The following is a 23,835-nucleotide window of genomic DNA, read 5'->3' as shown; positions in this document are numbered from 1 at the left end:
GGGCCGGCATTCCTCATTTCGATTTCAGGAAGATGTCGAGCCCGACCAGCCTGTCGAGCAGGAAAATGGCGACAGCCGAGCAGGCGATGAAGACCACGGAGATCGCGGCAAGGTCGGGCGTGATGATCGAGCGGATGGAATTGTAGATCAGCACCGGCAGCGTCACGATGCGCGCATCGACGAGCAGCAGGCTGACCAGGAACTCGTTGAGCGCAAGGATGAACATCAGCAGCGAGCCGGTGATCACCCCCGGCATCACCGCCGGCAAGGTGACGGAGAAGAACACCTGGAGCGGCGGTGCGCCGCAGTTGGCGGCGGCCAGTTCCAGGTCCGGGTCAAGTCCGGTGGCACTCGCCGTGACCGCCCAGATCATGAAGGGAAGATTGATGACGCAGCAGGCGATGCCGACCGGCCAGAGCTGGCCGAGAAAGCCGGCCTTGCCGAAGACCAGCATGAGGCCGATGCCCGATCCGATCAGCGGGATGGTGAAGGGCAGCAGCAGATAGATCTGGACTGACTTCTCGAAACGCACCGCGTATTTCGCCAGCGCGATGCCGGCCAGCGTTCCCACAGGAATGGCAACGAGCGTGCAGACCGTTGCGACTTGAAGCGTGCGCAGGAAAGCGCTGCGCAGGTCGGAAGCTTGCGAGATGCGCGCGTACCATTGCAGCGACAGCCCGTCCGGCGGAAACGTGATGATGTTGCCGCCGGTAAAGGATGCGCCGAGCACCACGACCGTCGGCGCCGAAAGGGTGATCAGGGCGATCGTCACCAGCGTCCACAGGACAACGGATTTGCTGCGCGAGCCGCTCACGCCCGTGACTTTCCCATGGCGAGCGTTCCGGCCCCGAACAGCGCGAACACGAGGCCGACAAGGATTGACCCGAGCGCGACCAGCATAAGCGCCAGCGTCGCGCCGAGGCCCTGGTCGGAGGTTCGGAAGAACTGGTCGTAGATGGCGTTGGCGATGAAGTCCTGCGAGCCGCCACCAAGGATCGCGGGGACTGCAAAATCGGTGAGCGAAAGCGTCAGCACCACCACGCCGGCGCCGATGAAGCCCGGACGAGCGAGTGGCAAAACGACGTGGACGAATGTGCGAACCCAGTTGGCGCCGAGCGATCCGGCGGCCGCCTCCAGCTCTTCGGGAATGGCTGTGAGTGCCGGCGCGAGCATCAGTACGGCAAACGGCAGCATGTATTGGACGAGGCCGAACAGCACGGCGGGATAGTTGTAGATGAGTCGCATCGGGGCGACCCCGACAAGGCCGAGCGCCTCGTTCACCATGCCCTGGTTGCCGAGGATTATCAGCCAGCCATAGGCACGCACCACCTGGCCGATGAAGAAGGGCAGGAACAGCGCAATCAGCAGGAACTTGCGCAATCCTGGCGAACGCGTGCGCACCATCAGATACGCATAGGGAAAGGCGAAGACGAGCGTCACCGCCGTGACGATCAGGGCGGCGACGAGGCTGCGCTGCGCGACAACGAGGAACAGCGGCTCCGTCAGCGCCCGCCGGAAATTGGCGATGGAAAAGTCCTCCGAGAACTGGAAGGTGGTGGTGTCGAGCGTGCGCAGGCTCGCATCCGCGATCTGGATGAGACCGAGCACGAGCAGGCCGACGAGCAGCACCGCCGGAAGCAGCATCAGATAGGGCGTGGCGCGCCTGAACCGCGCCGGCCAGATGGCGACGGCAACGCCTTCCAGCGCATCCATGATGCGCCACTTCAGAGGATAGGCTGTCCTGGCTGCCCGCATGAAAAATCCGTATCCGACGTCGTGAAGAAGCCGATGCCGCGCCAGCGCGGCACCGGCCGACTCGGCGTCAGCCCTGCGTGATCGCCTTGAACTTGGAAAACCACTCGCTCTCATTCTCGACCTGGACCTTCGACGAGATGCGGATGAGGCGCTGGAAATCCGCTTCGGTGGTCGGATAGGACGGATCGCCCACCAGATCCTTAGGCGGTGTGAGGCCCGGCACCACGCCCGGCAAGCCGAGGCCATCCAGCCAGACCTGCTGGGCTTCCTTGGTCAGCGCATGGTTGATGTACTGCTTGGCCCAGTAGAGTTCGTTTTCCGGCAGGCCCTTGGGGATCCACAAACCGTCCGTGTCGAACTTCGCGCCTTCTTCCGGCACGACCCATTCGATTTTCACACCGTTCTTGCGGGCCTCTCGGGCGTTGGTCGAGATGGTGCAGGCGGCGTCGATCTCGCCGTTCTGGAACCAGGTGGTAAAGTCGGGATCCTCGCCGAGCAGCGGCTGCTGCGCCTTCATCTTGGTGATGAAATCCCAAGCCGGTTGCATATTGCCGGGGATGTCCTCCAGCTTGCCGCCACCGGCGACTTGGGCAGGAAAATGGAAGCCGATGCCGTCATTGTAGAAGGCAAGCCGGCCCTTGAACTTCGGGTCGAGCAGATCCTTCCAGGATTTCGGCGGTCCGTCCGGAAATGCCGCGGGCCGATAGGCAAGCACGTAGACATAGCCATATGTATTGACGATCGGGAAGCCGTCCAGGCCGGCCGGCTTGGCAAGGTCCGTCACATTGGCAAGGTTCGGCAGGTCGGAGAGGTCTTCCGTCACGCCGCGCAGTGCCGACTTCGTGGCATTGGTGGTGGTGTCCCAGTTGATGTGGATCGGCGGGACTCGTTTCTGAGCCACGGCGGCCCAGACTTTGGGCTGGATCTCATTGTCTTCGGTCAGGTCGTGACGAACGGCAATCCCGGTCATTTTGGTGAAGCTGTCGGACACGCCGGCCTTCAGGCTGTCCACCCAGCTGCCGCCCCAGGCGCGCACGATGATCTCCGCCGGCTTTTCCGGCTCCTGCGCATAAGCGCCGCGCAGGCCGAGCGCTGAGGCGCCGCCAAGCGCGGCGGTGGCCTGGAGGAAGGTTCTGCGGGAAAGATGGGATAATGTCGGCTTGAAGCGCTTCATCTGCATTCTCCTCTGGGTTTGACCGGTTACCGGTTCTATCGAAAAACAAGCATGTCCCTGGCATTCCACCCCAGGAACACGCTTTCGCCTATTTCAAACTGCGTGTGCGCGGCGGGATCATGGTCGAAAACGCGCATGACCTCGTCGCCAATCGCGGCGCAGGCTACCTCGTAGACCATGCGCTCGCCTTCGAAGATCGTGTCAGTGACAGTCCCGGCCAGCACGCAATCGAGCTTCGACAGCTGAGCAGCATCGCCGGCGAGACGGATCTGCTCGGCGCGGATCGCTCCCGAGGCCTTGTCGCCCTCCTTAGGCGGATTGGCCGGATCACCGACCTTTCCGGCAAGCATCAAGTCGCCCCGGAGGATGGAGACCTCGCCGCTTATCGAAACGGCCCGTACCGTTCCGGCAATGAAGTTGGTGACGCCGATGAAATTGGCGACGAAGGCGTTGCTGGGCTGGCGGTAGGTGTGGATCGGCTGCGCCTTCTGCTGAATCTCGCCTTGATCCATGACGACAATGTCGTCGGAAACCACCAGCGCCTCGCGCTGGTCGTGGGTGACGTTGATCGTGGTGACGCCGAGCTCGCGCTGGATGCGGCGGAATTCGAGCTGCATTTCCTCACGTAGTTTTCGGTCGAGCGCAGCCAGCGGCTCGTCGAGAAGCAGCAGGTCGGGCTCGAACACCAGCGCGCGCGCAATCGCGACGCGCTGCTGCTGGCCGCCGGAAAGTTCGTGAATGCGCCTGCCGCCATAGCCCCCGAGCCGGACCAGCGCGAGATATCGCTCGACGCGTTCGGGAATAGTGCGTGCGTCGCGCCGACGCATCTTCAGCGGGAAGGCGACGTTCTCGGCCGCCGTCATATGCGGAAACAACGCAAGCCTTTGAAAGACCATGCCGATCGACCGCTTGTGCGGTGGCACGGCGCTCACCGCTTCGCCGTTGATGAAGATCTCGCCGCTACTCGGGGTCTGGAACCCGGCGATCATTCGAAGGAGAGTTGTCTTGCCGGATCCCGAAGGCCCCAGAATGGTGAGGAACCGGCCCTTCGGCAGATCGAACGACGCATTCTTGACGGCATGAACCCCATCGAAGTCCATCCCGACGTTCCGCACCGCGACTGCGATTTCCCTGCCGCCTTCTGCTTCGCGCGAAGCTTCGGCCCGGAAAGGCTCCTGCATTGTCGTTCCCCTTTTTGTCGCCGGCCGCATGCAAGAACGTCCAGCGTGTCAGGTGGTATATACAACCATATACAAGGTGGGTCTACACGGTTCTTGTTGCACCGCACCCTGTCGCTCAGATAGATGCGAGATAGCCTCCGTCGACGGGAATGCAATGCCCGGTGACATAGGCAGATGCCCCGCTCGCCAGGAACACGACGGCCCCGGCCAAATCCTGCATCGTGCCGAAGCGCCGCTGCGGGATCTTGGCCAGCATCGCCGTCTGCCAGTCGGGATCCTCGTAGAAGACATCCGTCATTGCCGTATGGAAATACCCCGGGGCGATGGCGTTGACGCGGATACCGAGCGATGCCCATTCCGCGGCGAGCGCCCGCGTCATGCCTAGAAGTCCAGACTTGGACGAGCCGTAGGGCACCGCGGTCGGAATGCCGACATAGGAGGTCAGCGAGCAGAGATTGATGATCGCGCCGCCGCTCTCGCCGGCAGCCATCCGTCGCGCCGCAGCCTGTGCGCAGAAGAAGGCGCCTTTCAGATTGGTCGCCACGATGCGGTCCCACACCGCCTCGTCAACGTCGAGCGAGGGCTGGACCTGCTCATAGCCGGCGTTGTTGACCAGAATGTCGAGCCCGCCAAAGGCTCCCGCGACCTCGTCGACGACCACGCGGATGCGATTGGTGTCGAGCACGTCGAGAGACCGGCAAAACGATCTTCGCCCGAGTGCGCTAATTCGGTCCGCCGTCTCACGAAGCGATGTCTCGTCGCGGGCGGTCACAGCGACGTCGGCACCAGCCGCGCAGAGCGCCTCCGCGATAGCCTGGCCGATACCACGGCTGGCGCCGGTCACCAGCGCTTTTTTTCCTGTCAGGTCGAACAAGGGAGCGGTGTCCATAGCGTCACGGTTCCTGCATACCCGAAAATTGCATGCGGGAAGCGAACACCAGTTGCGGCCGGTTGTCTAAGCATCTTGCGATCTTCGCGGGCGGCCGATCACTGGCCAGCGCCAGTAGGGCGGGATTTGATGTAGAGGTTTCCGCGACCAGCCCTCATCTCCTAGCAATCCCTGCTCGGTCGGCCTTCAGATAAACCGAGGCCGCTTAGCGACCAGCTCTCGCTTCCGCGATCAGCAAACGATCGGTTAACGGCTGTGATGGCTAGCCATCACCTGCCAGCTTGCCAGCAGAGTGAGGAAGGTTTATATGTACGGCAAAGGAGTTCCATATGGCCGAACCGCAGCTTTCCGTACGCAGCGCCAAGGCGCGTGATCTTGCGCACCGGCTTGCTCGACGCGAGAACCGCTCGATCGCCGACGTGGTTGAGCGTGCTCTGGAATCCTATGAGGTCCGGGAGGCAGGTCGCGAGCCGGCATCGGCGTTCTACGCTCGTATTGCTAATGCGTATGGCACCGAAATCGACCTTGAAGCAGTGATCCGGGCTGATCGGCAGGTTCATGCGGGACCTGAGCTTTGATCTTCCTTGATACCAACGTCATTTCCGAAACGCTGAAGAAGTCGCCCGATCCTGCCGTAATCGCATGGTTGGTCCGCCATGACGCTGAACTTGCGCTTCCGACCGTGACGATCGCCGAGATCGCCTTAGGCATCCAGAAAATCCGACCAGATCAGCGAGCCGAGCGTCTGGAGCAGGGGCTCTCGGAGTGGCGTCGTCGGTTTGCCGATCGGATCTTCGGCCTGACCGAGGAAGCCGCTATGGTCTACGGCGAAATCATGGGTACCGCCGCGCGGCAGGGCCGGGGGATGTCGGCGCCCGACGGCATGATTGCTGCAATCTCAAGGGTGAATGGCGGCCGCTTGGCGACGCGGAATTTGGGTGACTTCGGCACGACTGGTCTTAAGTTGTTCTCTCCATGGGAGTTCTGACTCGTCGGACATGAACTCATTCAGTCCGTACGACCGACCCGGCCTTCGAAGCTTCGCCACGACCGTTCCTGAGTTCGGGGCATGACGCGGTCAAGCTGTCGCCTGAGAGTTCAATTCATCCATGGCGGCACGATCTTTTTAGCGCCGCCTGTCCAACCACCCTCGTTGCATGGAGGGTGATTGGACATTTGTTGGCATCGCCATGCAGAAAATGGCGGGAACAAGTTCAGTTATCAGCGGCCCGCCCATGGTGCACGACGCTTAACAACCTTGCCGGACTGTGGTTGTTCTTCTTTCTGGGTTACCACAGACAGAGGCAAGGAAGCCGTATGACTGGTATCCAAGGTCTTTTCGTTGGTGTTGGCATCAGTGGCGAACCCGCGGGTGGGGTCGCGATCTGGGTTTTGATTGGCAGCGAGGGAGACTCCTGTCGACAAGGCGAGGAGGGCGAAAGCTGTTACAAGCTTTTTCATCGTAATTTCCTTTCTTGGAATGAGCAGACCTGCCAATGGGAGCTCGCGCAGTATTAGTTCCTGCTTGCGAAATCGCTGTCGGCTTTCTGTCGCGTCACCATGACGAGACTTCCTGCTCACCATTGAAACTTACGCCACGCCTGTCGCAGAGGTTTGCCCGAGCTCCATCGAAATGTAACCGAATGTATGCGTGAGCCCCCGTAGTTCTCGGATTTCGGTCGCTTCGACAAATTTGGCTACAATTTTTATTCGGCCGGCTGGCTCCTTTATGCCGTCGATGATCGAAGGTGCGCCGATGCGGTCATGCGACAACAGGCAAAAGTCACGATCTTCCAGTGGCCATGAAGTTCTCCAGCGACGACCGCGGCGCCGAGCTTCAGGCCGTTGGTGATGGCTCGCAACCGCGGCTTTAAATCGCATGTCGGCTGGCGTTGATGTGCCGATGAAAAGATGGTAACGCAACATTAAAGTATGTATCGGGTCGTTACCTTTGGCGGGGCGAATGGGATTGGTGATAGGGCGGGCATGGCTGTGTGCCGGCCTATTGATGGGCTTGTTGATGTCCGCGACGCCGCTGGAGAAAGCTTCGGCCGATGCGGTGCCGGGTGCCATGGCCATCGGACAGCGGACCTCCATCCCGGTCGGCTATATCGAATTCTGCCGAAGGCAGGCCGCAGAATGCAAAATACGATCAGGCAATGTTCCGCCAGTCCTTATGAGCAGAGGAATGGGAGATAAACTCGCCTCCGTCACCAAGCTCGTGAACAGATCGATCAAGCCGGCGAGCGATCTTGCCGTTCACGGAACGATGGAATTCTGGTCCTATCCAGACCGGGCGATCGGCGACTGCGAGGACTACGTCCTGCTTAAGCGCCAGATGCTCAATTCGGCGGGCGTATCGCTCTCGAACCTTCTGATCACCGTCGTCAAAAAGAAGGACGGCGAGGGGCACGCAGTGCTGACGGTCAAAACCGACAGAGGCGATTACGTGCTCGACAACCTCAACGACGAGGTGAAGCTTTGGTCGGAAACTGGATATAGATTTCTAAAAAGGCAATCGTCCTCAGATACCGGGCGCTGGGTCGCTATACTTGAGGACCGTGACGTTCTGGTCGGGTCGGTCGACTGAACCTCTTGAGTTTGCGACGGGACAACACTCGGCGCCCCCGCCATTTCCGAGAAGGATAGGGTTCGTGTGAAAACGCGATTAGCGTGGCTGGCCTAGCCGGTCGCCATTATTGGACCCGAGACCACAATCGTACAGGCGACGACTGTGCGGGTTTGGTCCCGTTTCCGGGCGGCGAAAAGACACCCGCCTCCACGCCTTTCAGGATTGTGTTTGTTCTTGCCGTCGCAGAAGCTAGATTTACACTCCGGAATATCGGCGGCTTCGATTGCCATCTTCAGCCAATCCCGGCCGGGCGGGGCGCCGTTGTCGTCGAGCGTGATCGTCACTCCATTGCGAAGGGAGCGTCATGTCAACGAGCACAACAGTCAAGGAAGTCACGCGCGAGCTCTCCGCACTCGACGACCCGAAGATGCGCGAGGTCAATATACGCCGTGGTGACGACCACGGTGTGAACCTTACTCATCTCCGCTCTCTCGCCAAGCGGCTCAAGACGCAGCATGAACTCGCACTTCAGCTCTGGGCTACGGGCGACACCGCCGCGCGACTTCTCGCGACCCTGGTGTGCAGGCCGAAGGCCTTCTCCGCGGCCGAGCTCGACACGATGATCCACGACATTCGCTCTCCCAAGCTCCTCGATTGGTTCATCGTGAATGTGGTGAAGCCAGGTCGGCATGCCGAGGCACTCCGCCTTGGCTGGAAATACGGCGACGACCTGGTCGGCCGCGCAGGCTGGAGCCTGACAACTGGAAGAGTGGTCAAGAGCGCCGAGGGCCTCGACCTGGATGCATTGCTCGACCAGATCGAGCAGGAGATGAAAGAGGCGCCTGCCCAGAAACAATGGGCCATGAACCATTGCCTAGCCGAAATTGGTATTCATCATCCTGAACTTCGCGCGCGAGCAATCGGGATCGGCGAACGGCTCGCTGTCCTCATCGACTATCCTGCATCGCCTGGCTGCACGCCACCCTATGCACCGATGTGGATCGCCGAGATGGTTCGCCGACGCGAGGGTGTAGCTGGCAGCGTCCGGGCAGAGTAGAACAGCCACGCATCCCGAGGAGTTGAAGGTGCGCGGGCTCATCCGTGGGGCATGTGTGAGTGATAGCAAGGCCCTTCGTCAGTGAGCCCCCGGCAGGTGCTTCGGCTGCGTGTTAAGCTTTTGGTAACTCTCCTAAGTCGAAGACCAAAAGGTACTGGCTCCTTTTGCCCTCGATAGATGTTAGGGCTGCCATCGGGGCAAGACAAAGGAGAAAAGACCGGGATGGCCACGGTACTGAACGCCAAGGGCGTTCCACTCCCCTACAGCGGGTCCTCCTCGAAGTGGTATTCGGCGACGAATTCCGGCCCGACACTTTATGGCAGCACATACAACGACTCGATGTACGGAGACGGCAGCGTCACCGTCACGATGTATGGCGGCAAGGGCGATGACATCTATTATCTGTATTCCTCGAAAAACAAGGCAGTTGAGCTGTCCGGCGGAGGGGTCGACACCATCTCGACCTGGATGAGCTATAAGCTCCCAACGAATTTCGAGAACCTGACTGTCACGGGCGACAAGAACTACGCTTTCGGAAACGCACTAAACAACATCATTACTGGCGGCTCCGGCCAACAGACGCTCGACGGCTTACAGGGCGATGACGTTTTGAAGGGCGGATCGGGGGCGGACATTTTCGTCGTGACCCCCGGCAACGGCAGTGATCTGATCCTGGACTTTGGCGCGACGGATACCGTTCGCGTCGGGAGCTACGGTTTCACCTCCTTCGAGGAGGTTCGCGTCAACATGGTCCAGTCAGGAGCGAACGTCCGACTTAATCTGTCCGACGATGAGTTTCTCGTCTTCGCCAACAAGACCATCGGCGATTTCACCGCAAGCCAGTTCAAGCTGGCCGTGGACCGGTCGGCTCTGGAGCTCACCTTTTCGGACGAGTTCGACACGCTGGACCTGTGGAACGGCTCGAGCGGCACCTGGGATTCGAACTACTGGTGGGGGGCCGAGAACGGCAGCACGCTCACGAGCAACAACGATCTTCAATGGTACATCGATACCGACTACGCCCCGACACGATCCGTCAATCCGTTCAGCGTTGAGGACGGTGTTCTCACGATTACCGCCGCCCGGGCTCCTGAGGCGATTCGGCCCTACATAAATAATTACCAATACACGTCAGGTTTGCTGACCACCTACGAGTCCTTCGCGCAGACCTACGGCTATTTTGAAATTCGGGCCGACATGCCCGAAAAACAAGGTGCATGGCCGGCCTTCTGGCTTCTCCCGGAGGACGGCTCCTGGCCACCGGAATTGGACGTCGTGGAGATGTTCGGCCAGAATCCAAACAAGCTCATTTTGACAGGCCACTCAAACGCGACGGGAACTCATACAAAGGTGGGCTCGACGGCCTATGCCTCGAATACCGAAGGGTTCCACACATACGGCGTGCTTTGGACGGAAGACGAACTCGTCTGGTATTTCGACGACGTCGAAGTCGCTCGTGCCGCAACGCCTGCCGACATGCATGACCCAATGTATATGCTGGTGAATATGGGGATTGGTGGCCAGGCGGGAGCGCCCGCCGACGGGCTTGCGACGCCTGCAGAAATGCAGATCGACTACATCCATGCCTATGCGTTGAATGATTGGCTTATCTAGGCGTAACACCTAACCGAGGGCTCGGCACGCACGCGTTCGTCATCAGGCCTGATTTCGGGCGCGGTCATCGCCGCCCGAGAGTGAACTGGGACTGATGTGAAGGCGATGTCGTATCCCCATTCATCCGAGCCGCCGCGAACGATCCTCGCGGCGGTTCTGGCTTCCTTCCGGCGAGCGTTGGCGGGAATTGCGGTGATGAGCGGCGTCGTCAATGTTCTGGCGCTGACCGGCTCGTTCTTCATGCTGCAGGTCTACGATCGCGTCGTACCCGGCCGTAGCGTGCCAACGCTCGTCGGGCTTGCGGTGTTTGCCGGCACACTCTTTGTGTTTCAGGGCGCTCTTGAGCTCATCCGGTCGCGTGTGCTGGTGCGCATCGGAATGGCGCTGGACGCGCGCTTGAGCGGACAGGTCTATACCGCCCTCATGCGTTTGCCGTTGCGCACCAAGCTGGCAGGAGACGGCCTTCAATCCTTGCGCGATCTGGACCAGGTGCGGTCGTTCATGTCGAGCGCTGGTCCGATCGCGCTTTTCGACCTGCCGTGGGTGCCGCTTTATCTCGCAATCTGCTTCCTGTTCCATTTCTGGATCGGGGTGGCGGCATTGGGTGGCGCCGTCATACTCTTCAGTCTGACGTTGTTTGCCGAGGCTCGCACGAGAGAGCCCGCGAAAAGGGCCAACAGCCAGGCTGCAGCGCGCAACACGCTTGCGGAGGCGACGCGCCGCAATGTCGAGGTGCTGCAGGCGATGGGCTTTGGCACGCGCATCGCCGAGCGCTGGTCCAGCGTCAACGCCGATTATCTAAACACGAACGCGAAAGCCAGCGATCTGGCTGGCACGCTCGGAACGATCTCGAAAGTCCTGCGCATGATGCTGCAATCGGGCATCCTGGCGATCGGCGCCTATCTTGTCATTCACCAGGAGGCAACAGGCGGCATCATGATCGCCAGTTCGATCATGATGAGCCGGGCTCTCGCACCGATCGAACTGGCCATCGCCCACTGGAAGGGCTTCGTCACCGCCCGCCAGGCGTGGGCCAGGCTGACCCAGCTTTTGGCCCTGCTCCCCGACACTGCCACAAGTGTCTCGCTGCCGGCACCGATATCTGCTCTTGCGGTCGAAAACATCAGCGTCACGCCGCCGGGCGAGCGCCGTGTGGTCGTGCAGGATGCCAGCTTCGCACTTGAGAAGGGCGCCGGCCTTGGAATCGTCGGACCGAGTGCGTCCGGCAAGTCATCGCTCGTGCGCGCGATTGCCGGCATATGGCTTCCAATCCGCGGAACCGTCAGGCTGGATGGCGCAACGCTCGACCAGTGGTCGCCGGAAGAGCTGGGCAAGCATGTCGGCTATCTCCCGCAGGATGTCCAACTGTTCGACGGCACCATTGCCGAGAACATTGCGCGCTTCGAACCTCAAGCCCCATCGGACAAGATACTGGCGGCTGCGCGTGCGGCCGGCGTTCACGATCTGGTCGTCCATTTGGAGGAAGGCTACGAAACGCAGGTCGGCGAGGCCGGGTCGGCGCTTTCGGCTGGCCAGAGGCAGCGGGTGGCGCTTGCCCGGGCCCTCTACGGTGACCCGTTTCTGGTTATTCTCGACGAGCCTAACTCCAACCTCGATTCCGAGGGTGAAGTCGCCTTGTCGGCCGCAATCCAAGGTGTGCGGGCGCGAGGCGGCATTGCTGTCGTGGTGGCACATCGCCCAAGTGCGCTGGCAAGCCTGGATCAGGTTCTCGTCATGGCGAACGGCCGTATCCAGGCGTTTGGCCCGAAGAATGAGATCTTGAGCAAGGTAACCCGTCCGGCAGGCGTTCCTCTGAAGGTCGTCTCTAGCCCTGAAGAGGCTGCATCCTGATGGCGGAAGGCACTGCATCCGCGATTGACCGAACCATTCGGCGCTACTTGCTCGGCGGTGTCGCAGCCTGCATTTTTCTGGTCGGTGGCGCGGGAAGCCTCGCCGCCGTGACCGAGATTTCCGGAGCTGTCATTGCATCGGGAAAGCTGGTCGTCGATTCCAGCGTCAAGAAAGTGCAGCATCCAACCGGTGGCGTTGTCGGTCAAATCTTCGTCCGGGAAGGCGATGCCGTGAAGGCGGGCAAGGTCTTGATCCGCCTCGATGAGACCGTCACCCGGGCCAATTTGGCGATCGTCTCGAAGAGCCTGGACGAATTCGAGGCGCGGCTGGCTCGCCTTGAGGCCGAGCGCGACGGCAAGGCAAGCATTGTCTTTCCAGCTTCGCTTGTGTCACGCCAGGATGCCCCCGAGATTGGTCGGGCGATGGCCGGCGAGCAATCTCTGTTCGAATTTCGCCGACAGGCACGCGCCGGTCAAACGGCCCAGTTGCAGGAGCGCATTGCGCAGCTTGCCGAAGAGGTTTCCGGCTTGAGCGAGCAAAGAGATGCCAAGAGCCAGGAAATCAAGTTGATCGGCTTTGAGCTCGAAGGCATGCGCAGACTTTGGCAACGCAAGCTGGTTTCGATCGATCGCATAACGGCGCTTGAACGCGATGCCGTGCGGCTCAAAGGCGAGCACGGGCAACTGACTGCGGCGATAGCGCAATCGAAGGGTCGTACCTCCGAAATCCGTTTGCAGATCATCCAGATCGATCAGGATTTGCGCAGCGAAGTGGCAAGCGAACTGCGTGACGTCCAGGCAAAGATCTCCGAGTTCGTCGAGCGCAAGGTTTCGGCCGAAGATCAGCTCAAACGCATCGACATACGCAGTCCGCAGAACGGTGTCGTTCATCAGCTCGGCGTGCACACGGTCGGTGGCGTTATAGCTCCAGGCGAGCTCATCATGCTGATTGTCCCGGTGACAGACGAGCTGACCGTCGAGGCGCGCGTGGCTCCGCAAGACATCGATCAGTTGACGCCAGGGCAAGTCGCGACCCTGCGGCTGTCGGCATTCAATCAGCAAACGACGCCGGAACTGAATGGTGCGGTCAGCAAGATTTCCGCCGACCTCAATGTCGATGAGAAAACAGGCACCGGCTTTTACACCGTGCATGTTGCTTTACCGCGCACAGAGCTTAGCCGGCTCAAGGGCGTGGCCCTGGCGCCAGGCATGCCTGTCGAAGTGTTCTTTTCAACCGGCAGCCGCACCATGCTGTCCTATCTCGTGAAACCCCTTGCGGATCAGATCCAGCGAGCTTTCAGGGAGGAGTAAGCTACGTCTCGATTTCGTGCTCGGGTTTGACACGGATCTGCAGTTTGACGTCCGTCGGGCGGCCTTCAGCTGCGCGGACGAAGGCGGCCACGCCGTCCTCGAACTTGAACGTCTCGGTAATCAGCGGCTTCACATCGATCTTCCCGCCGGCGATCATGGCAATCGCGCGATCATAGACGTTGGCGTAGCGAAACACCGTCTCGACGCGGATTTCCTTGACCTGCAACGCGACGATGTCCAGCTCAACTGGCTTGGCCGGCATGCCGACCAGCACAAGCGCGCCGCCAGGGCGTAGGGAGTCAGCGATGCCGCGATAGGCCGCGCCCGCTCCGGAGCATTCGAAGACGACATCGACACCCCAACCGCCCGTTGCCCTCTTCACCTCCTCTGCCAGCGTGCCGTTCAAAGCGCGCAGTGCCTTGATGCCACTATACGTCTCGGCGATGTGGAGCTTGGCCTCCTGCGGGTCAACGATCAGGACGCTCGCGCAGCCGCCGGCGAGCGCCGCCAGCGCAACCAGGATGCCGATCGGGCCGGCACCCAGCACCAGCGCCTGGTCGCCCGGTTGAATGCGAGCCTTTACCGCGGCCTGAACGCCGACCGCCAGCGGCTCGACCATGGCACCTTCGGCCAGGCTGACATTGTCGGGCAGCTTGAAGGTGAGCGCCGCAGGATGAACCACCTCCGGCGTCAGGCAGCCGTGGACCGGCGGGGTTGCCCAAAAGGTCAGCGTCGGGTCGAGATTGTACAGGCCGAGCCTGCTGGCCCGCGAGGAGAAGTCGGGGATGCCGGGCTCCACACAGACCCGGTCGCCGACCGCGAGTCCCGTCACCCTGGCCCCTTTGGCGACCACTGTTCCGGCGCCCTCATGGCCGAGCACCATGGGTTCGTTCACCACGAATGGCCCGATTCGCCCATGCATGTAGTAGTGGATGTCAGAGCCGCAGATGCCAACGACTTCCATGCGGATGCGGACGTCGTCCTCTCCCATCTTCTGATTGAGTTCGATGTCGCGAAGGGCGAGTTCCCGCTTCCTTTCAAGAACCAATGCTATCGGCATAATTTTCTCTCCCTATGCTCAGATCGAGGTGTAGCCCGCGTCTGCGCTAACAATGCTGCCGGTCATCAGGCTGGACGCGTCAGACGCCAGGAAGAGAACCACCGACGCGATCTCGTCCGGTCGACCCATCCGCTTCATGGGCGTGAGGTCGATCCAGCGATCGACCATGTCTCTGCTCTGTTCCAGGTTCGCGAGCAACGGCGTCTCGATATAGGTGGGTGCCACGGCGTTCACGCGCACGCCACGCTGCGCCCACTCGACCGCCAGCGATCGCGTCAGGTGATGCACGCCGGCCTTGGAAGCGTTGTAGTGGCATTGCGGCTGTGGCGTGTTGACGATGTCCGCTGACATCGAGCCAATGTTGATGATCGAGCCGCGGCCAGCCTGGAGCATCTTGCGCCCGAAGGTGCGGCAGCATTTGAAGACCCCAGTCAGGTTGACGCCGATGATCCGGTCCCACTCTTCGTCCGTCAAGTCCTCGGCCGCTATGTTGGAGACGATACCCGCGTTGGAAACCAGGACATCCAGGGGCGGCAGGGCGTCGGCGAGCGTGCTGAGGGCTTCGCTGTTTGTGACGTCCAGGACATGTGCGTCGGCCTTCAGGCCGCGGCCCGTGAGCTTGCCGGCGACCGTCTTTGCGCGAGCGCCGTCGAGGTCGGTGACGTGGACATGGGCTCCCGCTTCCGCCAGCGCCGTCGCGCATGCCTCGCCAATCCCTTGGCCCGCTCCCGTTACCAGCGCGATTCGGCCCGTCAGATCGAATTTGGACATGTATGACATGGGTTCCTCCATTCCGTCGTTCTCGTTCCCGGTTATAGTAGTAGAACTACCAATTTCGCTAGTACCGTTGTGCCCTCGGCCGTTCGCCAAAGCAATTGCAGCGCCGACAAGGCGGTGAAATTCCGACAGCCCATTGAAGTGGTAGTCGATTAACGGAGGCAAAGCAAAGGGTTAGTAAGCCTAGGAAATATCTGGTGGCTGGCCGAAGCTCCGCGCGGGAAGAGGTTGCGTTAACTAGTAAATCTAGTTTATGAGGGATCAGCGGATCAGGCCCCGGGCGCGTGGGCAGGTAGAGGAAAGCCGTCCTTGATAACCGAACTTGCCGAGAAGCTTTTTATAGATGGTATCTGGAGAACGGGCGAGGGTGCTCGGATTCCGGTTGAGAATCCTGCGACGGGCGAGGTGCTCGCCCATATCGCCGCCGCGACGCCGGCCGAGGTCGATCTGGCTGTTACGGCCGCCCGCAAGGCCTTCAAGAGCTGGTCGCGCCTCGCTCCGGTCGAGCGCTCAAAGGCGCTCCACCGCCTGGGCGATGCTGTTTCCGCGGAGGCGGACACGATGGCTCGTACCATGACGCTTGAGCAGGGCAAACCGCTCAACGAGGCCAGGGGTGAAATCCTGAAGCTTGCCGAAGCCTGCCATTTCTATGCGGAAGAGGCGGTGCGCATCCATGGCGAGATCGTCCCCAATACCACGACTGACATCGACAGCCTCGTCGTGCGCGAGCCGATCGGCGTGGTCGGCGCCATCACGCCCTGGAATTACCCGGCCGAACTGGTCGGCTGGAAGTTGTGCGCAGCACTCGCCGCAGGCTGCACCATCGTTATCAAGCCGGCCGAACTGACGCCCTTCACGGCGCTCGCCATCGCCAGCATGGTCGAGAAGGCGAAGATGCCAGCCGGCGTCGTCAATGTCGTCACTGGCTCCGGGTCCACGGTCGGACAAGCGCTCGTGGAACACCCTGGTGTGGACAAGATAGCATTCACCGGCTCCAGCGCAGTGGGCCTCCACATCCAGCGATCGTGCCCGACCATCAAGCGGCTGTCGCTGGAACTCGGCTGCAACTGTCCCCTGATCGTCACGGCTTCGGCCGATCTCGATGCAGCGGTGAAGGGAGCGGTCCGTCGCTCGTTCCGCAACATGGGCCAGATCTGCATCGCCATCAATCGCATCTATGTCGCGCGGCCGATCGCGGACGCGTTCGTGCGTCGCCTCGCAGAGGCTGCGGAAAAGCTGGTCATTGCCAACGGCATCGAGCGGCCGGATGCCGATGTCGGAGCGATGGCTTCCGCCGAGCCGCTCACCAAGACGAAGGCACATCTGGCCGACGCGCTGGCAAAGGGAGCCAAGCTCGTCGCCGGCGGCAGTGCGCCCGAAGGTGACGCCTTCGCCCGTGGCCACTTCTTCCGCCCGACAGTGGTTGCCGGCTGCACGCACGACATGAAGGTGATGACGGAGGAAACCTTCGGGCCAATGGTCGGCGTGATGGTCTTCGACGGGCTGGACGAGGCGGTGGAACTCGCCAACGACACGCCCTACGGTCTCGCCTCCTACGTCTATGCCAAGGACATGGACGAGATCCGCTACCTGTCGAGCCGACTCGACTATGGCAATGTTGCCGTCAACAATGTCGATGCCGGCATCATGAACGCGCCCTATGGCGGCCGCAAGCAGAGCGGCGTCGGTTACGAGCACGGCCGCGAGGGCATGCTTGAATACCTCAACTTCAAGCATGTTCGCATCCGCTACGACGAGCCGGAAGGGAGGTAAGTGCCGTGACGCAGGCCCTCCTCGGCATCGACATCGGCACGTCCGGCTGCAAGGCGCTGCTCATCGACACAGACGGCAAGGTTCTGGCAAGCTGCACCGAGACCTATGGGCTTTCGCAGCCGTGTCCGGGCTGGACGGAGCAGGATCCGCAGCTCTGGGTCGAGGGTGCCCGAGCAGCCGTTGCCGGTGTGCTCGCGCAAAAACCTGATATCGGGATCGCAGCCATCGGTCTCTCGGGCCAGATGCACGGCCTGACCGCCCTCGACGAGGCGCACAAGGTGCTGCGTCCGGCGATCCTGTGGAACGACCAGCGCAACGGGGCGGAGTGCGACGAGATCAACGAGCGGGCAGGCGGCCTCCAAGGACTGCTCGCACGCACCAACAACCGCATGCTGGTGGGCTACACCGGTGGCAAGATCCTTTGGATGCGCAATCACGAGCCGGAGCTGTTCGGTCGGTTGCGTCATGTTCTCAACCCCAAGGACTATCTCCGTCTGCTTCTCACGGGAGAGCTCGCGACGGAGGTTTCGGATGCCTCGGGGACCGGCCTGTTCGACACCCGCAAGCGTGTTTGGGCGACCGGCCTGCTCGACCTGATCGGCGTCGACCCGGCGCTCCTGCCGCCATGCCATGAGTCGCATGTCGTCAGCGGGCGCGTCAGCAAATCCGGCGCGGCGCTGTTTGGGCTCCCCGCCGGCACGCTGGTGGCCGGCGGTGGCGGCGACAGCGTCATTCAGACGATCGGTTCAGGGGTCATCGCGCCGGGTGAGCTGCAGACCACAATTGGCACGGCAGGCATCCTCGCGGCAGCGCTTGACGAGCCGGTGGCAAATCCGGACGGCCGGTTGCAGGTCTTCTGCAACGTGGCGCCGGATAAGTGGCATTGTATGGGCGTCTCGCTCAACGCTGGCGGTGCGATGGAGTGGTTTCGGGCGTTGCTCGGCAGCTTCTCGGGCAGCGATGCGCCGTCCGCCGAGCGGATCGCGACGATTGCGGCTGGCGCGCCGGCCGGGTCGCGTGGCCTGCTGTTCCTGCCTTACCTCAACGGTGAGCGCTGTCCGCATCCCGACCCGACAGCGCGCGGTGGTTTCGTCGGGCTGACCGCACGCCACGGTGCAGCCGACATGGCCCGCAGCGTCATGGAGGGCGTGGTCCACTCGCTTTTCGATATCTACACGCTGATGGAGCGGGTCGATATCGGCCGGGCGGTGATCAAGGCCTCCGGCGGCGGTGCGCGTTCGGCGCTGTGGCGACAGATGCAGGCGGATCTCTTCGGCTGCGACGTGGTGACGACCGAAGGAGCTGCAGAAGGCGGCGCCTTCGGAGCGGCTCTGGTTGCCGGCGTCGGGGTGGGGGTTTGGCCGAGTGCAATTGAGGCAGCCCGCGTGTGCCGCCCCATCACCCGCAAGACAGCGGATGCGGCCGCGGGTGAGCTGCTCCGCAAGGCCTTCGATATCTATGGCGGGCTCTATGGCGCGCTGACCCCAAGCTTTGCCGCGATCGGCAAGGCTGGACTCGACCGTTGATGGCAGAGGGATGCGTCGTATGAGCTCGCGCAAGCACGGCTACAAGGCACTCGTCTTCGACCTTGACGGCACGCTGATCGACAGCGCGCCGGATATCGCTGCCGCTGTGAACAAGGTGCTGGAACGTCGCGGCTGGGCCACTCAGAGTGTCGCCTTTGTCGAGAAGTTCATTGGCTTTGGACCGCGCAGACTGCTGCTCGATATGTTCGTGGCCCTCGGCCTGCCGAGCGACGATGCGACGGTGGACGAGGCAGTGAAGGAATACCTCGACAACTACAACCGTGAGCCTGCTGAACGCACGCTGTTCTATCCGCATGTCCGCGAGGACCTGGAAGCACTCCATGGCGCGGGCGTGCGCCTCGGCATCTGCACCAACAAGCCTCACGAACTTTCGCTGAAAGTGCTGGAAATCCTTGGCGTTGCACCGCTGTTCGAGGTGGTCGTAGGCGCGGATGCGGCGCCCGCCTGCAAGCCGCACCCGAGCCATCTGCTCGCCGTCGCCGAGCGCATGGGCATCAATGGCGACGCCTGGGCCTATGTCGGCGACACCGCCGTCGACCAGGCGACCGCCACGGCGGCCCGCGTGCCGTTCTATGCCGTTTCCTGGGGATGCGGCGGCAAGGTAGCCGTAGAATCCGAGTGGCGCCTTGACCGCTTGATCGATCTTGCAGCCAATCCCAGATCTGTTCAGGCCAGGTAAGGGGGCAATGGCGATGAGCCTGCTGCAACGCATCGTGCAGGAGAGCGACGAGATGGGCTCGGCCGAGCGCAGGGTGGCCCGCTTCGTCAGCGCCAATCCGAGCGACGTCATCCATATGAGCATGGCGCGCCTTTCGGAGGAGTGCGCGGTCAGCGACCCGACCATCATGCGCTTCTGCCGTCGCTTCGGCTTCCAGGGCTACCAGGACTTCAAGCTCAATCTCGCCCAGAGCCTGGTGCCCTCCGCGCCTTTCGCCTACGAGCAGATCGTTCCGGGCGATTCGATCCAGAACGTCGTGCGCAAGACCGCGCGCAACTCGCTGAATGCGATCCAGCGGCTGCTGGAGGATCTCAATCCCGGCGAGGTCGAAGCAGGCGCGAAGCTGCTGTCGGCTGTTTCGTGGGTCGGCATCTATGCCAGCGGCATTTCCGAGATCACGGCGCTCGATGCCGAGCATAAGTTCCAGCGCCTCGGCATGCGCTGTGCAGCCCTCATCGGGCGCAAGAAGCAGTGGCTGCATGCAGAAACTTCGCGACCGAACGAGGTGGCGCTGATCTTTTCCCAGTCGGGACACACCAAGCAGATGATCGACATTGCAACGGCATCGCGCGCCAGGGGCGCGCGCGTGCTGTCGATCACCGCGGCGGGGAGCCCGCTCGCGCACGTCTCGGACCTGCTGATCGCGGTGCTGCCTTACGACCGAACCGAGATCATGACGCCGCTGGCGTCGCGTCTCAATCACCACCTCGTCGTCAACATGCTTGTGACGGCGATCGCCATGACGAGCGGCAGCGAGTTCCCCGACCAGCTGCCGGCTCTCGATTCCTGGCAGACAGAGAAGATCTGAACTGCCCGCATGCGAGCCGACGAAAGGAAGACATGACAATGAGCGCACAGGACGAAGCCAAGAAGGCGGCCGGCCGCCGCGTGGTCGAGGAATTCGTCAGTGACGGCATGAAGCTCGGCCTCGGCTCCGGCACGACCTCGCATCTGTTCGTTCGCGAGCTGGGCAAGCATGTCGCGAACGGTCTGAAGCTCACCTGCACGACCACCTCCCGTTCCACCAATGACGTGGCCCGCGAGGTCGGCATCGCGCTTACCGATCCCAACGAGATCGGCGAGATCGACCTCACCATCGACGGCCCCGACGAGATCGATCGCGAATTCAACATGATCAAGGGCGGCGGCGCCTGTCTCTTGTGGGAGAAGATCATCGCCCATGCGTCCAAGCGCATGATCACCATCTGCGACGAGTCCAAAATCGTCGAGCGGCTCGGTGCCTTTCCATTGCCGGTGGAGGTCGTGCAATTCGCCTGGAAGCAGACCGAGCGCATGGTCGCTGAGGTGCTCGCCGACCATCGCATCAAGAATGCGATCATCGAACGCCGGATGCGCGATGGCCAGCCGGTCGTGACCGACAGCGGCAACTTCATCCTCGACTGCCGCTGCGGGCTCATTCCGTCGCCGGCCAAGCTGGAGGCCGAACTGAACCGCATTCCCGGCGTGGTGGAGAACGGCCTGTTCACGCGCGAGTCGCAAGGGATGGTCGTCGGCCGCTTCGACGGCACGACTTACGTGTCAATGCGCCAGACGTAGTGAAGCCTACATTTCGGATAAATGCTATGGATATCCGGCAGGTCGCGGCGCGCAATCGGTCCGCATGAATCGAATTATCCGGACTTTTGCGTAAATCATTAGAAATATTGGGGTTTAGGCAGAAGTTTCGACGCCGCTGCATCAGCTAAGGCGTTCGAAAACTCCAACCGGCAACCGCGCTTGACTCTTGCCTTGACCCTGAATAACTAGTATTGCTAGATAATCGAATCCTGGGAGGAACAGATGGATAGACTGAACGGATTGACGCGTCGCGGTCTGCTGAAGGCGGGCGGCGCACTTGGCGCGGCGATGGGCGCCAGTGCGCTCGTGGGCAGGTCGGCCTGGGCGCAGGAAGCCGGCTTCATCCCATTTAGCAACAAGAGCCTCGACTACTATTTCTTCGTCATCCAGGAGGAGGCGGTGAAGCGTGCCGTCGAGGCGAACAAGTTGCAATTCCAGGCCACCAACGCCAGCTTCGACAACACGCGTCAGCTCGAGCAGTGGCAGAGCCTGATGCTGAAGCAGCCTTTGGCGATCGTCTCGGATCCGATCGACAGTCAGGCGATCGTGTCGGCCATCCGCCGGTACAACCAGAAGCAGATACCGGTCGCCATCATCGACACTCCGTCCGACGGCGGCGAGGTGGCGATCACCGTCAGCTTCGACAACAAGCTCGGCGGCGTCATGGCCGCTCAGGAGATCATCAAGCGCTTGACCGAGAAGCATGGCAGCCCGAAGGGCACCGTGCTCAACTGCTTCGGTGCGCTCCAGAGCGTGGCCTGGCGTCTGCGCAAGGAAGGTATGGACGAGGAATTCGCCAAATACCCCGACATCAAGTATCTGGCGCGGCCGACCGAAGGGCAGCTCGATCAGATGCTGGCCGTGACCCTTTCGACGCTGTCCGAATTCCCCAATCTCGACGCTGTCCATGCACCGTCGGACTCGCCCTCGCGTGGCATCGTCACCGCGCTGCAGCAGAAGGGTCGCTGGAAGAAGGTCGGCGAGGACGGTCATGTCATCTTCGTCAACATCGACGGCGAACCCGTGGCGCTGAAATGGATCCAGGACGGCTTCATGGATGCCTGCGTCTCGCAGGACCCGATCGCCTACGGTGAAATCGCAGTCGAGATGCTTCTCAAGCACTCCGTCAAGGGCGAGGCGGTTCCGATCGGCTCCTACGAGAACAAAAAATATTTTTGGGAGAAGGGCGAGATCGTCGCCGGTGCGACCGGCCCGACGCTCATCATCCCGCCCTTCGTCATCGACGGATCCAATTCCGGCGACAAGCGTCACTGGGGCGCGATCTCGGAGAAGGAATGGGGTATTCCCTACACTTGATCGACCGCGCAACGCGTCGTCCTCCCGTGCCCCCCCGTTTTAGTCCGGCGGGGCACTTGCCGCGTAGGCAATCGCGTCGCGTGACTGCAATCCAACCGATCGGGAGTTCATGTTGACAGCCGCCTCCGCCAGACAGCCCGGCGAAGACCCGTTTATTTTCAGGGTCGAGAACCTCAGCAAGCGCTACGGCCCAACCCTGGCGCTGCGCGACGTGTCGCTCGGTATCCGGCGGGGCACGATCCATGGACTTCTGGGCGAGAACGGCGCCGGCAAATCCACGCTGGTCGGACTGATCTCCGGTCAGCGCGTTCCGTCCGGCGGTACCATTTATCTCGACGGCCGGCCGATCGAGAACGTCGACGTAAAGCAGATGGAGAAGGCCGGCGTGTTCCTGGTTACCCAGGAGCCGATGATCATCGATCACGTCACTGCGGCGGAAAACCTGATGCTCGGCATCTGGCCGAGCAGGAGCGGTTTCGTCAACTGGCGCAAGCTCAGGGCCGATGCCTCACGCATGCTGGAGGGTACAGGCATCGACCCGCAGGCGATGGCCGGCAAGCTGGGCGCCGTTGCCCGCCGCAAGCTCAACATTCTGCGCGCCATGTTCAGTGGCGGCAAGGTGATCATCCTCGACGAGCCCACCGCCGCACTGACCGTCCAGGACCGCGCCCATCTCTTCAGCTTCATGCGCGAACTGAAAGAACAGGGCGTCACCTTCATCTTCATCTCGCATTATAATGACGAGATTCTTGAGATCTGCGACGCCTGTTCGGTGCTGCGCGACGGGATGCTGGCCGGCGGCACGGAAGATGTCGGCAGCTTGACGTCCGAGCAGCTTTCGGAGCTGGTGCTTGGCCGTGGTCTCGTGCTGTTCCAGCGCGAACGCCGCATGTTTGCGGGCGAGGAGCCGGCGGTTCGGCTGCGTGAGGTGACCAGCGACACGGTCGGTGTCAAGGCGTTCGACCTGCGTCCCGGCGAAATCGTCGGCTTCACCGGACTGCCGGGGGCGGGGGCCAAGGAACTGGCGCGCGCGATCTTCGGGCTCGCGCCCACCCGGGCCGGAACCATTGCCTTCGGCACGCAGACCTCACGTCCGCTGCCTGCCACCCCGCGTGACGCCTTCGACATGGGTATCGCCTTTCTCTCCGACGACCGGCATCGCGACGGTCTCGTGGCACAAATGAGCATCGGCGAGAACATTTCGCTGTCGTCGCTCTCGGTCGTCGCGCGTGCCGGTTTCCTGCGGCCCGAGGCTGAGCAGCTGCTCTCGGACCGCTACTTCCGTGCCATGGGCATCAAGGCCGCGGGTCCCGCGACACTGGTCGACACGCTGAGCGGCGGCAATCAGCAGAAGGTCTGCCTTGGCCGCGTACTGGCCACCAAGCCGCGCCTGCTTATCCTCGACGAGCCGACGCGCGGCATCGACATAGGTGTCAAGCAGGACGTGCTGCGCATCATCGACGAGCTGAGTCGCACCGGGGTGTCCGTCATCATCGTCTCGACTGACGCGGACGAGATCGTGCGCATCGTCGACCGGGTCTGCGTGTTCGAGGATGGCGCGATCCGCGAGGAATTTTCAGGCGAGGCGATCTCCAGCGAACGCCTGCGCCAGGAGACCAAAGAGAAGGCGGATGGATGACAACCGCCGGACAAGGAAGGACA

At 61.9% G+C, this 23,835-nt stretch carries 23 protein-coding genes; 14 read left to right on the top strand and 9 right to left on the bottom strand.

What is annotated here, in order from left to right; genetic code table 11:
* Window positions 1-13: 13 nt before the first annotated feature.
* From NKH73_RS07135 to NKH73_RS07115, 5 genes are all read right to left on the bottom strand, one after another.
* Window positions 14-814, bottom strand: a complete 801-nt coding sequence (locus tag NKH73_RS07135; protein ID WP_352929547.1) for an ABC transporter permease — start codon at window positions 812-814, stop codon at window positions 14-16.
* Entirely contained in the window at window positions 811-1,755 is a 945-nt protein-coding gene (locus NKH73_RS07130) for an ABC transporter permease (RefSeq protein ID WP_352929545.1), read from the bottom strand. Before NKH73_RS07130 ends, NKH73_RS07135 begins: the two co-directional genes overlap by 4 nt.
* A 67-nt stretch (window positions 1,756-1,822) precedes the next feature.
* Window positions 1,823-2,929, bottom strand: a complete 1,107-nt coding sequence (locus tag NKH73_RS07125) for an ABC transporter substrate-binding protein (RefSeq protein WP_352929543.1) — start codon at window positions 2,927-2,929, stop codon at window positions 1,823-1,825.
* Window positions 2,930-2,964: 35 nt separating this feature from the next.
* Window positions 2,965-4,110 (bottom strand): ABC transporter ATP-binding protein, encoded by a 1,146-nt coding sequence (locus NKH73_RS07120; protein WP_352929540.1) that lies wholly within the window; start codon window positions 4,108-4,110, stop codon window positions 2,965-2,967.
* Window positions 4,111-4,225: 115 nt separating this feature from the next.
* Entirely contained in the window at window positions 4,226-4,999 is a 774-nt protein-coding gene (locus NKH73_RS07115; protein WP_352929537.1) for an SDR family NAD(P)-dependent oxidoreductase, read from the bottom strand.
* Between the two features lie 329 nt (window positions 5,000-5,328).
* Between NKH73_RS07115 and NKH73_RS07110 the strand changes: the two genes are divergently transcribed.
* Both NKH73_RS07110 and NKH73_RS07105 read left to right on the top strand, forming a co-directional pair.
* Window positions 5,329-5,577, top strand: a complete 249-nt coding sequence (locus NKH73_RS07110) for a plasmid stabilization protein (RefSeq protein WP_352929534.1) — start codon at window positions 5,329-5,331, stop codon at window positions 5,575-5,577.
* Window positions 5,574-5,987: a type II toxin-antitoxin system VapC family toxin gene (locus NKH73_RS07105; protein WP_352929531.1), complete on the top strand. Its 414-nt coding sequence runs from the start codon at window positions 5,574-5,576 to the stop codon at window positions 5,985-5,987. Before NKH73_RS07110 ends, NKH73_RS07105 begins: the two co-directional genes overlap by 4 nt.
* Before the next feature lie 233 nt (window positions 5,988-6,220).
* Here NKH73_RS07105 and NKH73_RS07100 read toward each other — a convergent pair whose 3' ends face one another.
* Together NKH73_RS07100 and NKH73_RS07095 are read right to left on the bottom strand one after the other, a co-directional pair.
* Window positions 6,221-6,460: a hypothetical protein gene (locus tag NKH73_RS07100; RefSeq protein ID WP_352929528.1), complete on the bottom strand. Its 240-nt coding sequence runs from the start codon at window positions 6,458-6,460 to the stop codon at window positions 6,221-6,223.
* Window positions 6,461-6,589: 129 nt separating this feature from the next.
* Window positions 6,590-7,078, bottom strand: a complete 489-nt coding sequence (locus NKH73_RS07095) for a hypothetical protein (protein WP_352929861.1) — start codon at window positions 7,076-7,078, stop codon at window positions 6,590-6,592.
* Here NKH73_RS07095 and NKH73_RS07090 point away from each other — a divergent pair.
* The 5 genes from NKH73_RS07090 to NKH73_RS07070 all read left to right on the top strand — a co-directional run bounded on the left by NKH73_RS07090 (window position 6,963) and on the right by NKH73_RS07070 (window position 13,403).
* Window positions 6,963-7,589 carry a transglutaminase-like cysteine peptidase gene (locus NKH73_RS07090; RefSeq protein WP_352929525.1) on the top strand — a complete coding sequence of 209 codons (627 nt, stop codon included), beginning with the start codon at window positions 6,963-6,965 and terminating at the stop codon, window positions 7,587-7,589. The genes NKH73_RS07095 and NKH73_RS07090 overlap by 116 nt on opposite strands.
* Window positions 7,590-7,935: 346 nt before the next feature.
* Window positions 7,936-8,628, top strand: a complete 693-nt coding sequence (locus tag NKH73_RS07085) for a DNA alkylation repair protein (RefSeq protein ID WP_352929522.1) — start codon at window positions 7,936-7,938, stop codon at window positions 8,626-8,628.
* 222 nt (window positions 8,629-8,850) lie between these two features.
* Window positions 8,851-10,242 carry an endo-1,3-1,4-beta-glycanase EglC gene (gene eglC, locus NKH73_RS07080; protein ID WP_352929520.1) on the top strand — a complete coding sequence of 464 codons (1,392 nt, stop codon included), beginning with the start codon at window positions 8,851-8,853 and terminating at the stop codon, window positions 10,240-10,242.
* A gap of 105 nt (window positions 10,243-10,347) precedes the next feature.
* On the top strand, window positions 10,348-12,093 hold the full coding sequence (locus NKH73_RS07075; protein WP_352929517.1) for a type I secretion system permease/ATPase: 1,746 nt from the start codon (window positions 10,348-10,350) through the stop codon (window positions 12,091-12,093).
* Entirely contained in the window at window positions 12,093-13,403 is a 1,311-nt protein-coding gene (locus NKH73_RS07070) for an HlyD family type I secretion periplasmic adaptor subunit (protein WP_352929515.1), read from the top strand. Before NKH73_RS07075 ends, NKH73_RS07070 begins: the two co-directional genes overlap by 1 nt.
* 1 nt (window position 13,404) lies before the next feature.
* Here the strand turns inward: NKH73_RS07070 and NKH73_RS07065 are convergent, their stop codons facing one another.
* Window positions 13,405-14,463: an NAD(P)-dependent alcohol dehydrogenase gene (locus NKH73_RS07065; RefSeq protein ID WP_352929513.1), complete on the bottom strand. Its 1,059-nt coding sequence runs from the start codon at window positions 14,461-14,463 to the stop codon at window positions 13,405-13,407.
* 18 nt (window positions 14,464-14,481) lie between these two features.
* Window positions 14,482-15,243 (bottom strand): SDR family NAD(P)-dependent oxidoreductase, encoded by a 762-nt coding sequence (locus NKH73_RS07060; RefSeq protein ID WP_352929511.1) that lies wholly within the window; start codon window positions 15,241-15,243, stop codon window positions 14,482-14,484.
* A 306-nt stretch (window positions 15,244-15,549) separates the two neighbouring features.
* Here NKH73_RS07060 and NKH73_RS07055 point away from each other — a divergent pair, with 306 nt between their 5' ends.
* The 7 genes from NKH73_RS07055 to NKH73_RS07025 all read left to right on the top strand — a co-directional run bounded on the left by NKH73_RS07055 (window position 15,550) and on the right by NKH73_RS07025 (window position 23,812).
* Entirely contained in the window at window positions 15,550-17,013 is a 1,464-nt protein-coding gene (locus NKH73_RS07055) for an aldehyde dehydrogenase family protein (protein WP_352929508.1), read from the top strand.
* Between the two features lie 5 nt (window positions 17,014-17,018).
* Window positions 17,019-18,539: a xylulokinase gene (gene xylB / locus NKH73_RS07050; protein ID WP_352929505.1), complete on the top strand. Its 1,521-nt coding sequence runs from the start codon at window positions 17,019-17,021 to the stop codon at window positions 18,537-18,539.
* 19 nt (window positions 18,540-18,558) lie between these two features.
* Window positions 18,559-19,239 (top strand): HAD family hydrolase, encoded by a 681-nt coding sequence (locus NKH73_RS07045; RefSeq protein ID WP_352929502.1) that lies wholly within the window; start codon window positions 18,559-18,561, stop codon window positions 19,237-19,239.
* Between the two features lie 13 nt (window positions 19,240-19,252).
* Window positions 19,253-20,086: a MurR/RpiR family transcriptional regulator gene (locus NKH73_RS07040; RefSeq protein WP_352929499.1), complete on the top strand. Its 834-nt coding sequence runs from the start codon at window positions 19,253-19,255 to the stop codon at window positions 20,084-20,086.
* A 38-nt stretch (window positions 20,087-20,124) separates the two neighbouring features.
* Entirely contained in the window at window positions 20,125-20,835 is a 711-nt protein-coding gene (gene rpiA, locus NKH73_RS07035; protein WP_352929496.1) for a ribose-5-phosphate isomerase RpiA, read from the top strand.
* A 243-nt stretch (window positions 20,836-21,078) separates the two neighbouring features.
* Entirely contained in the window at window positions 21,079-22,173 is a 1,095-nt protein-coding gene (locus NKH73_RS07030; RefSeq protein ID WP_352929494.1) for a sugar ABC transporter substrate-binding protein, read from the top strand.
* 109 nt (window positions 22,174-22,282) lie between these two features.
* Window positions 22,283-23,812 carry a sugar ABC transporter ATP-binding protein gene (locus tag NKH73_RS07025; RefSeq protein ID WP_352929492.1) on the top strand — a complete coding sequence of 510 codons (1,530 nt, stop codon included), beginning with the start codon at window positions 22,283-22,285 and terminating at the stop codon, window positions 23,810-23,812.
* The last annotated feature ends 23 nt before the right edge of the window (window positions 23,813-23,835 follow it).

This window comes from Mesorhizobium sp. M0938 (genome assembly GCF_040319125.1).
In the GTDB taxonomy this organism is placed as follows: Bacteria; Pseudomonadota; Alphaproteobacteria; order Rhizobiales; family Rhizobiaceae; genus Mesorhizobium; species Mesorhizobium robiniae.
The sequence above is the reverse complement of the archived record's forward strand: the minus strand, read 5'-3'. Positions and strand labels throughout refer to the sequence as shown.

Bases quoted from the DNA above. Each gene is read 5' to 3' on its own strand.
- NKH73_RS07060 (WP_352929511.1), bottom strand. From the start codon at position 15,243: ATGTCATACATGTCCAAATTCGATCTGACGGGCCGAATCGCGCTGGTA.
- NKH73_RS07130 (WP_352929545.1), bottom strand. From the start codon at position 1,755: ATGCGGGCAGCCAGGACAGCCTATCCTCTGAAGTGGCGCATCATGGAT.
- NKH73_RS07125 (WP_352929543.1), bottom strand. From the start codon at position 2,929: ATGAAGCGCTTCAAGCCGACATTATCCCATCTTTCCCGCAGAACCTTC.
- NKH73_RS07025 (WP_352929492.1), top strand. From the start codon at position 22,283: ATGTTGACAGCCGCCTCCGCCAGACAGCCCGGCGAAGACCCGTTTATT.
- NKH73_RS07120 (WP_352929540.1), bottom strand. From the start codon at position 4,110: ATGCAGGAGCCTTTCCGGGCCGAAGCTTCGCGCGAAGCAGAAGGCGGC.
- NKH73_RS07030 (WP_352929494.1), top strand. From the start codon at position 21,079: ATGGATAGACTGAACGGATTGACGCGTCGCGGTCTGCTGAAGGCGGGC.
- NKH73_RS07090 (WP_352929525.1), top strand. From the start codon at position 6,963: ATGGGATTGGTGATAGGGCGGGCATGGCTGTGTGCCGGCCTATTGATG.
- NKH73_RS07095 (WP_352929861.1), bottom strand. From the start codon at position 7,078: ATGGCCATGGCACCCGGCACCGCATCGGCCGAAGCTTTCTCCAGCGGC.
- NKH73_RS07070 (WP_352929515.1), top strand. From the start codon at position 12,093: ATGGCGGAAGGCACTGCATCCGCGATTGACCGAACCATTCGGCGCTAC.
- NKH73_RS07040 (WP_352929499.1), top strand. From the start codon at position 19,253: ATGAGCCTGCTGCAACGCATCGTGCAGGAGAGCGACGAGATGGGCTCG.
- NKH73_RS07085 (WP_352929522.1), top strand. From the start codon at position 7,936: ATGTCAACGAGCACAACAGTCAAGGAAGTCACGCGCGAGCTCTCCGCA.
- rpiA (WP_352929496.1), top strand. From the start codon at position 20,125: ATGAGCGCACAGGACGAAGCCAAGAAGGCGGCCGGCCGCCGCGTGGTC.
- eglC (WP_352929520.1), top strand. From the start codon at position 8,851: ATGGCCACGGTACTGAACGCCAAGGGCGTTCCACTCCCCTACAGCGGG.
- NKH73_RS07100 (WP_352929528.1), bottom strand. From the start codon at position 6,460: ATGAAAAAGCTTGTAACAGCTTTCGCCCTCCTCGCCTTGTCGACAGGA.
- NKH73_RS07110 (WP_352929534.1), top strand. From the start codon at position 5,329: ATGGCCGAACCGCAGCTTTCCGTACGCAGCGCCAAGGCGCGTGATCTT.
- NKH73_RS07065 (WP_352929513.1), bottom strand. From the start codon at position 14,463: ATGCCGATAGCATTGGTTCTTGAAAGGAAGCGGGAACTCGCCCTTCGC.
- NKH73_RS07075 (WP_352929517.1), top strand. From the start codon at position 10,348: ATGTCGTATCCCCATTCATCCGAGCCGCCGCGAACGATCCTCGCGGCG.
- NKH73_RS07115 (WP_352929537.1), bottom strand. From the start codon at position 4,999: ATGGACACCGCTCCCTTGTTCGACCTGACAGGAAAAAAAGCGCTGGTG.
- NKH73_RS07045 (WP_352929502.1), top strand. From the start codon at position 18,559: ATGAGCTCGCGCAAGCACGGCTACAAGGCACTCGTCTTCGACCTTGAC.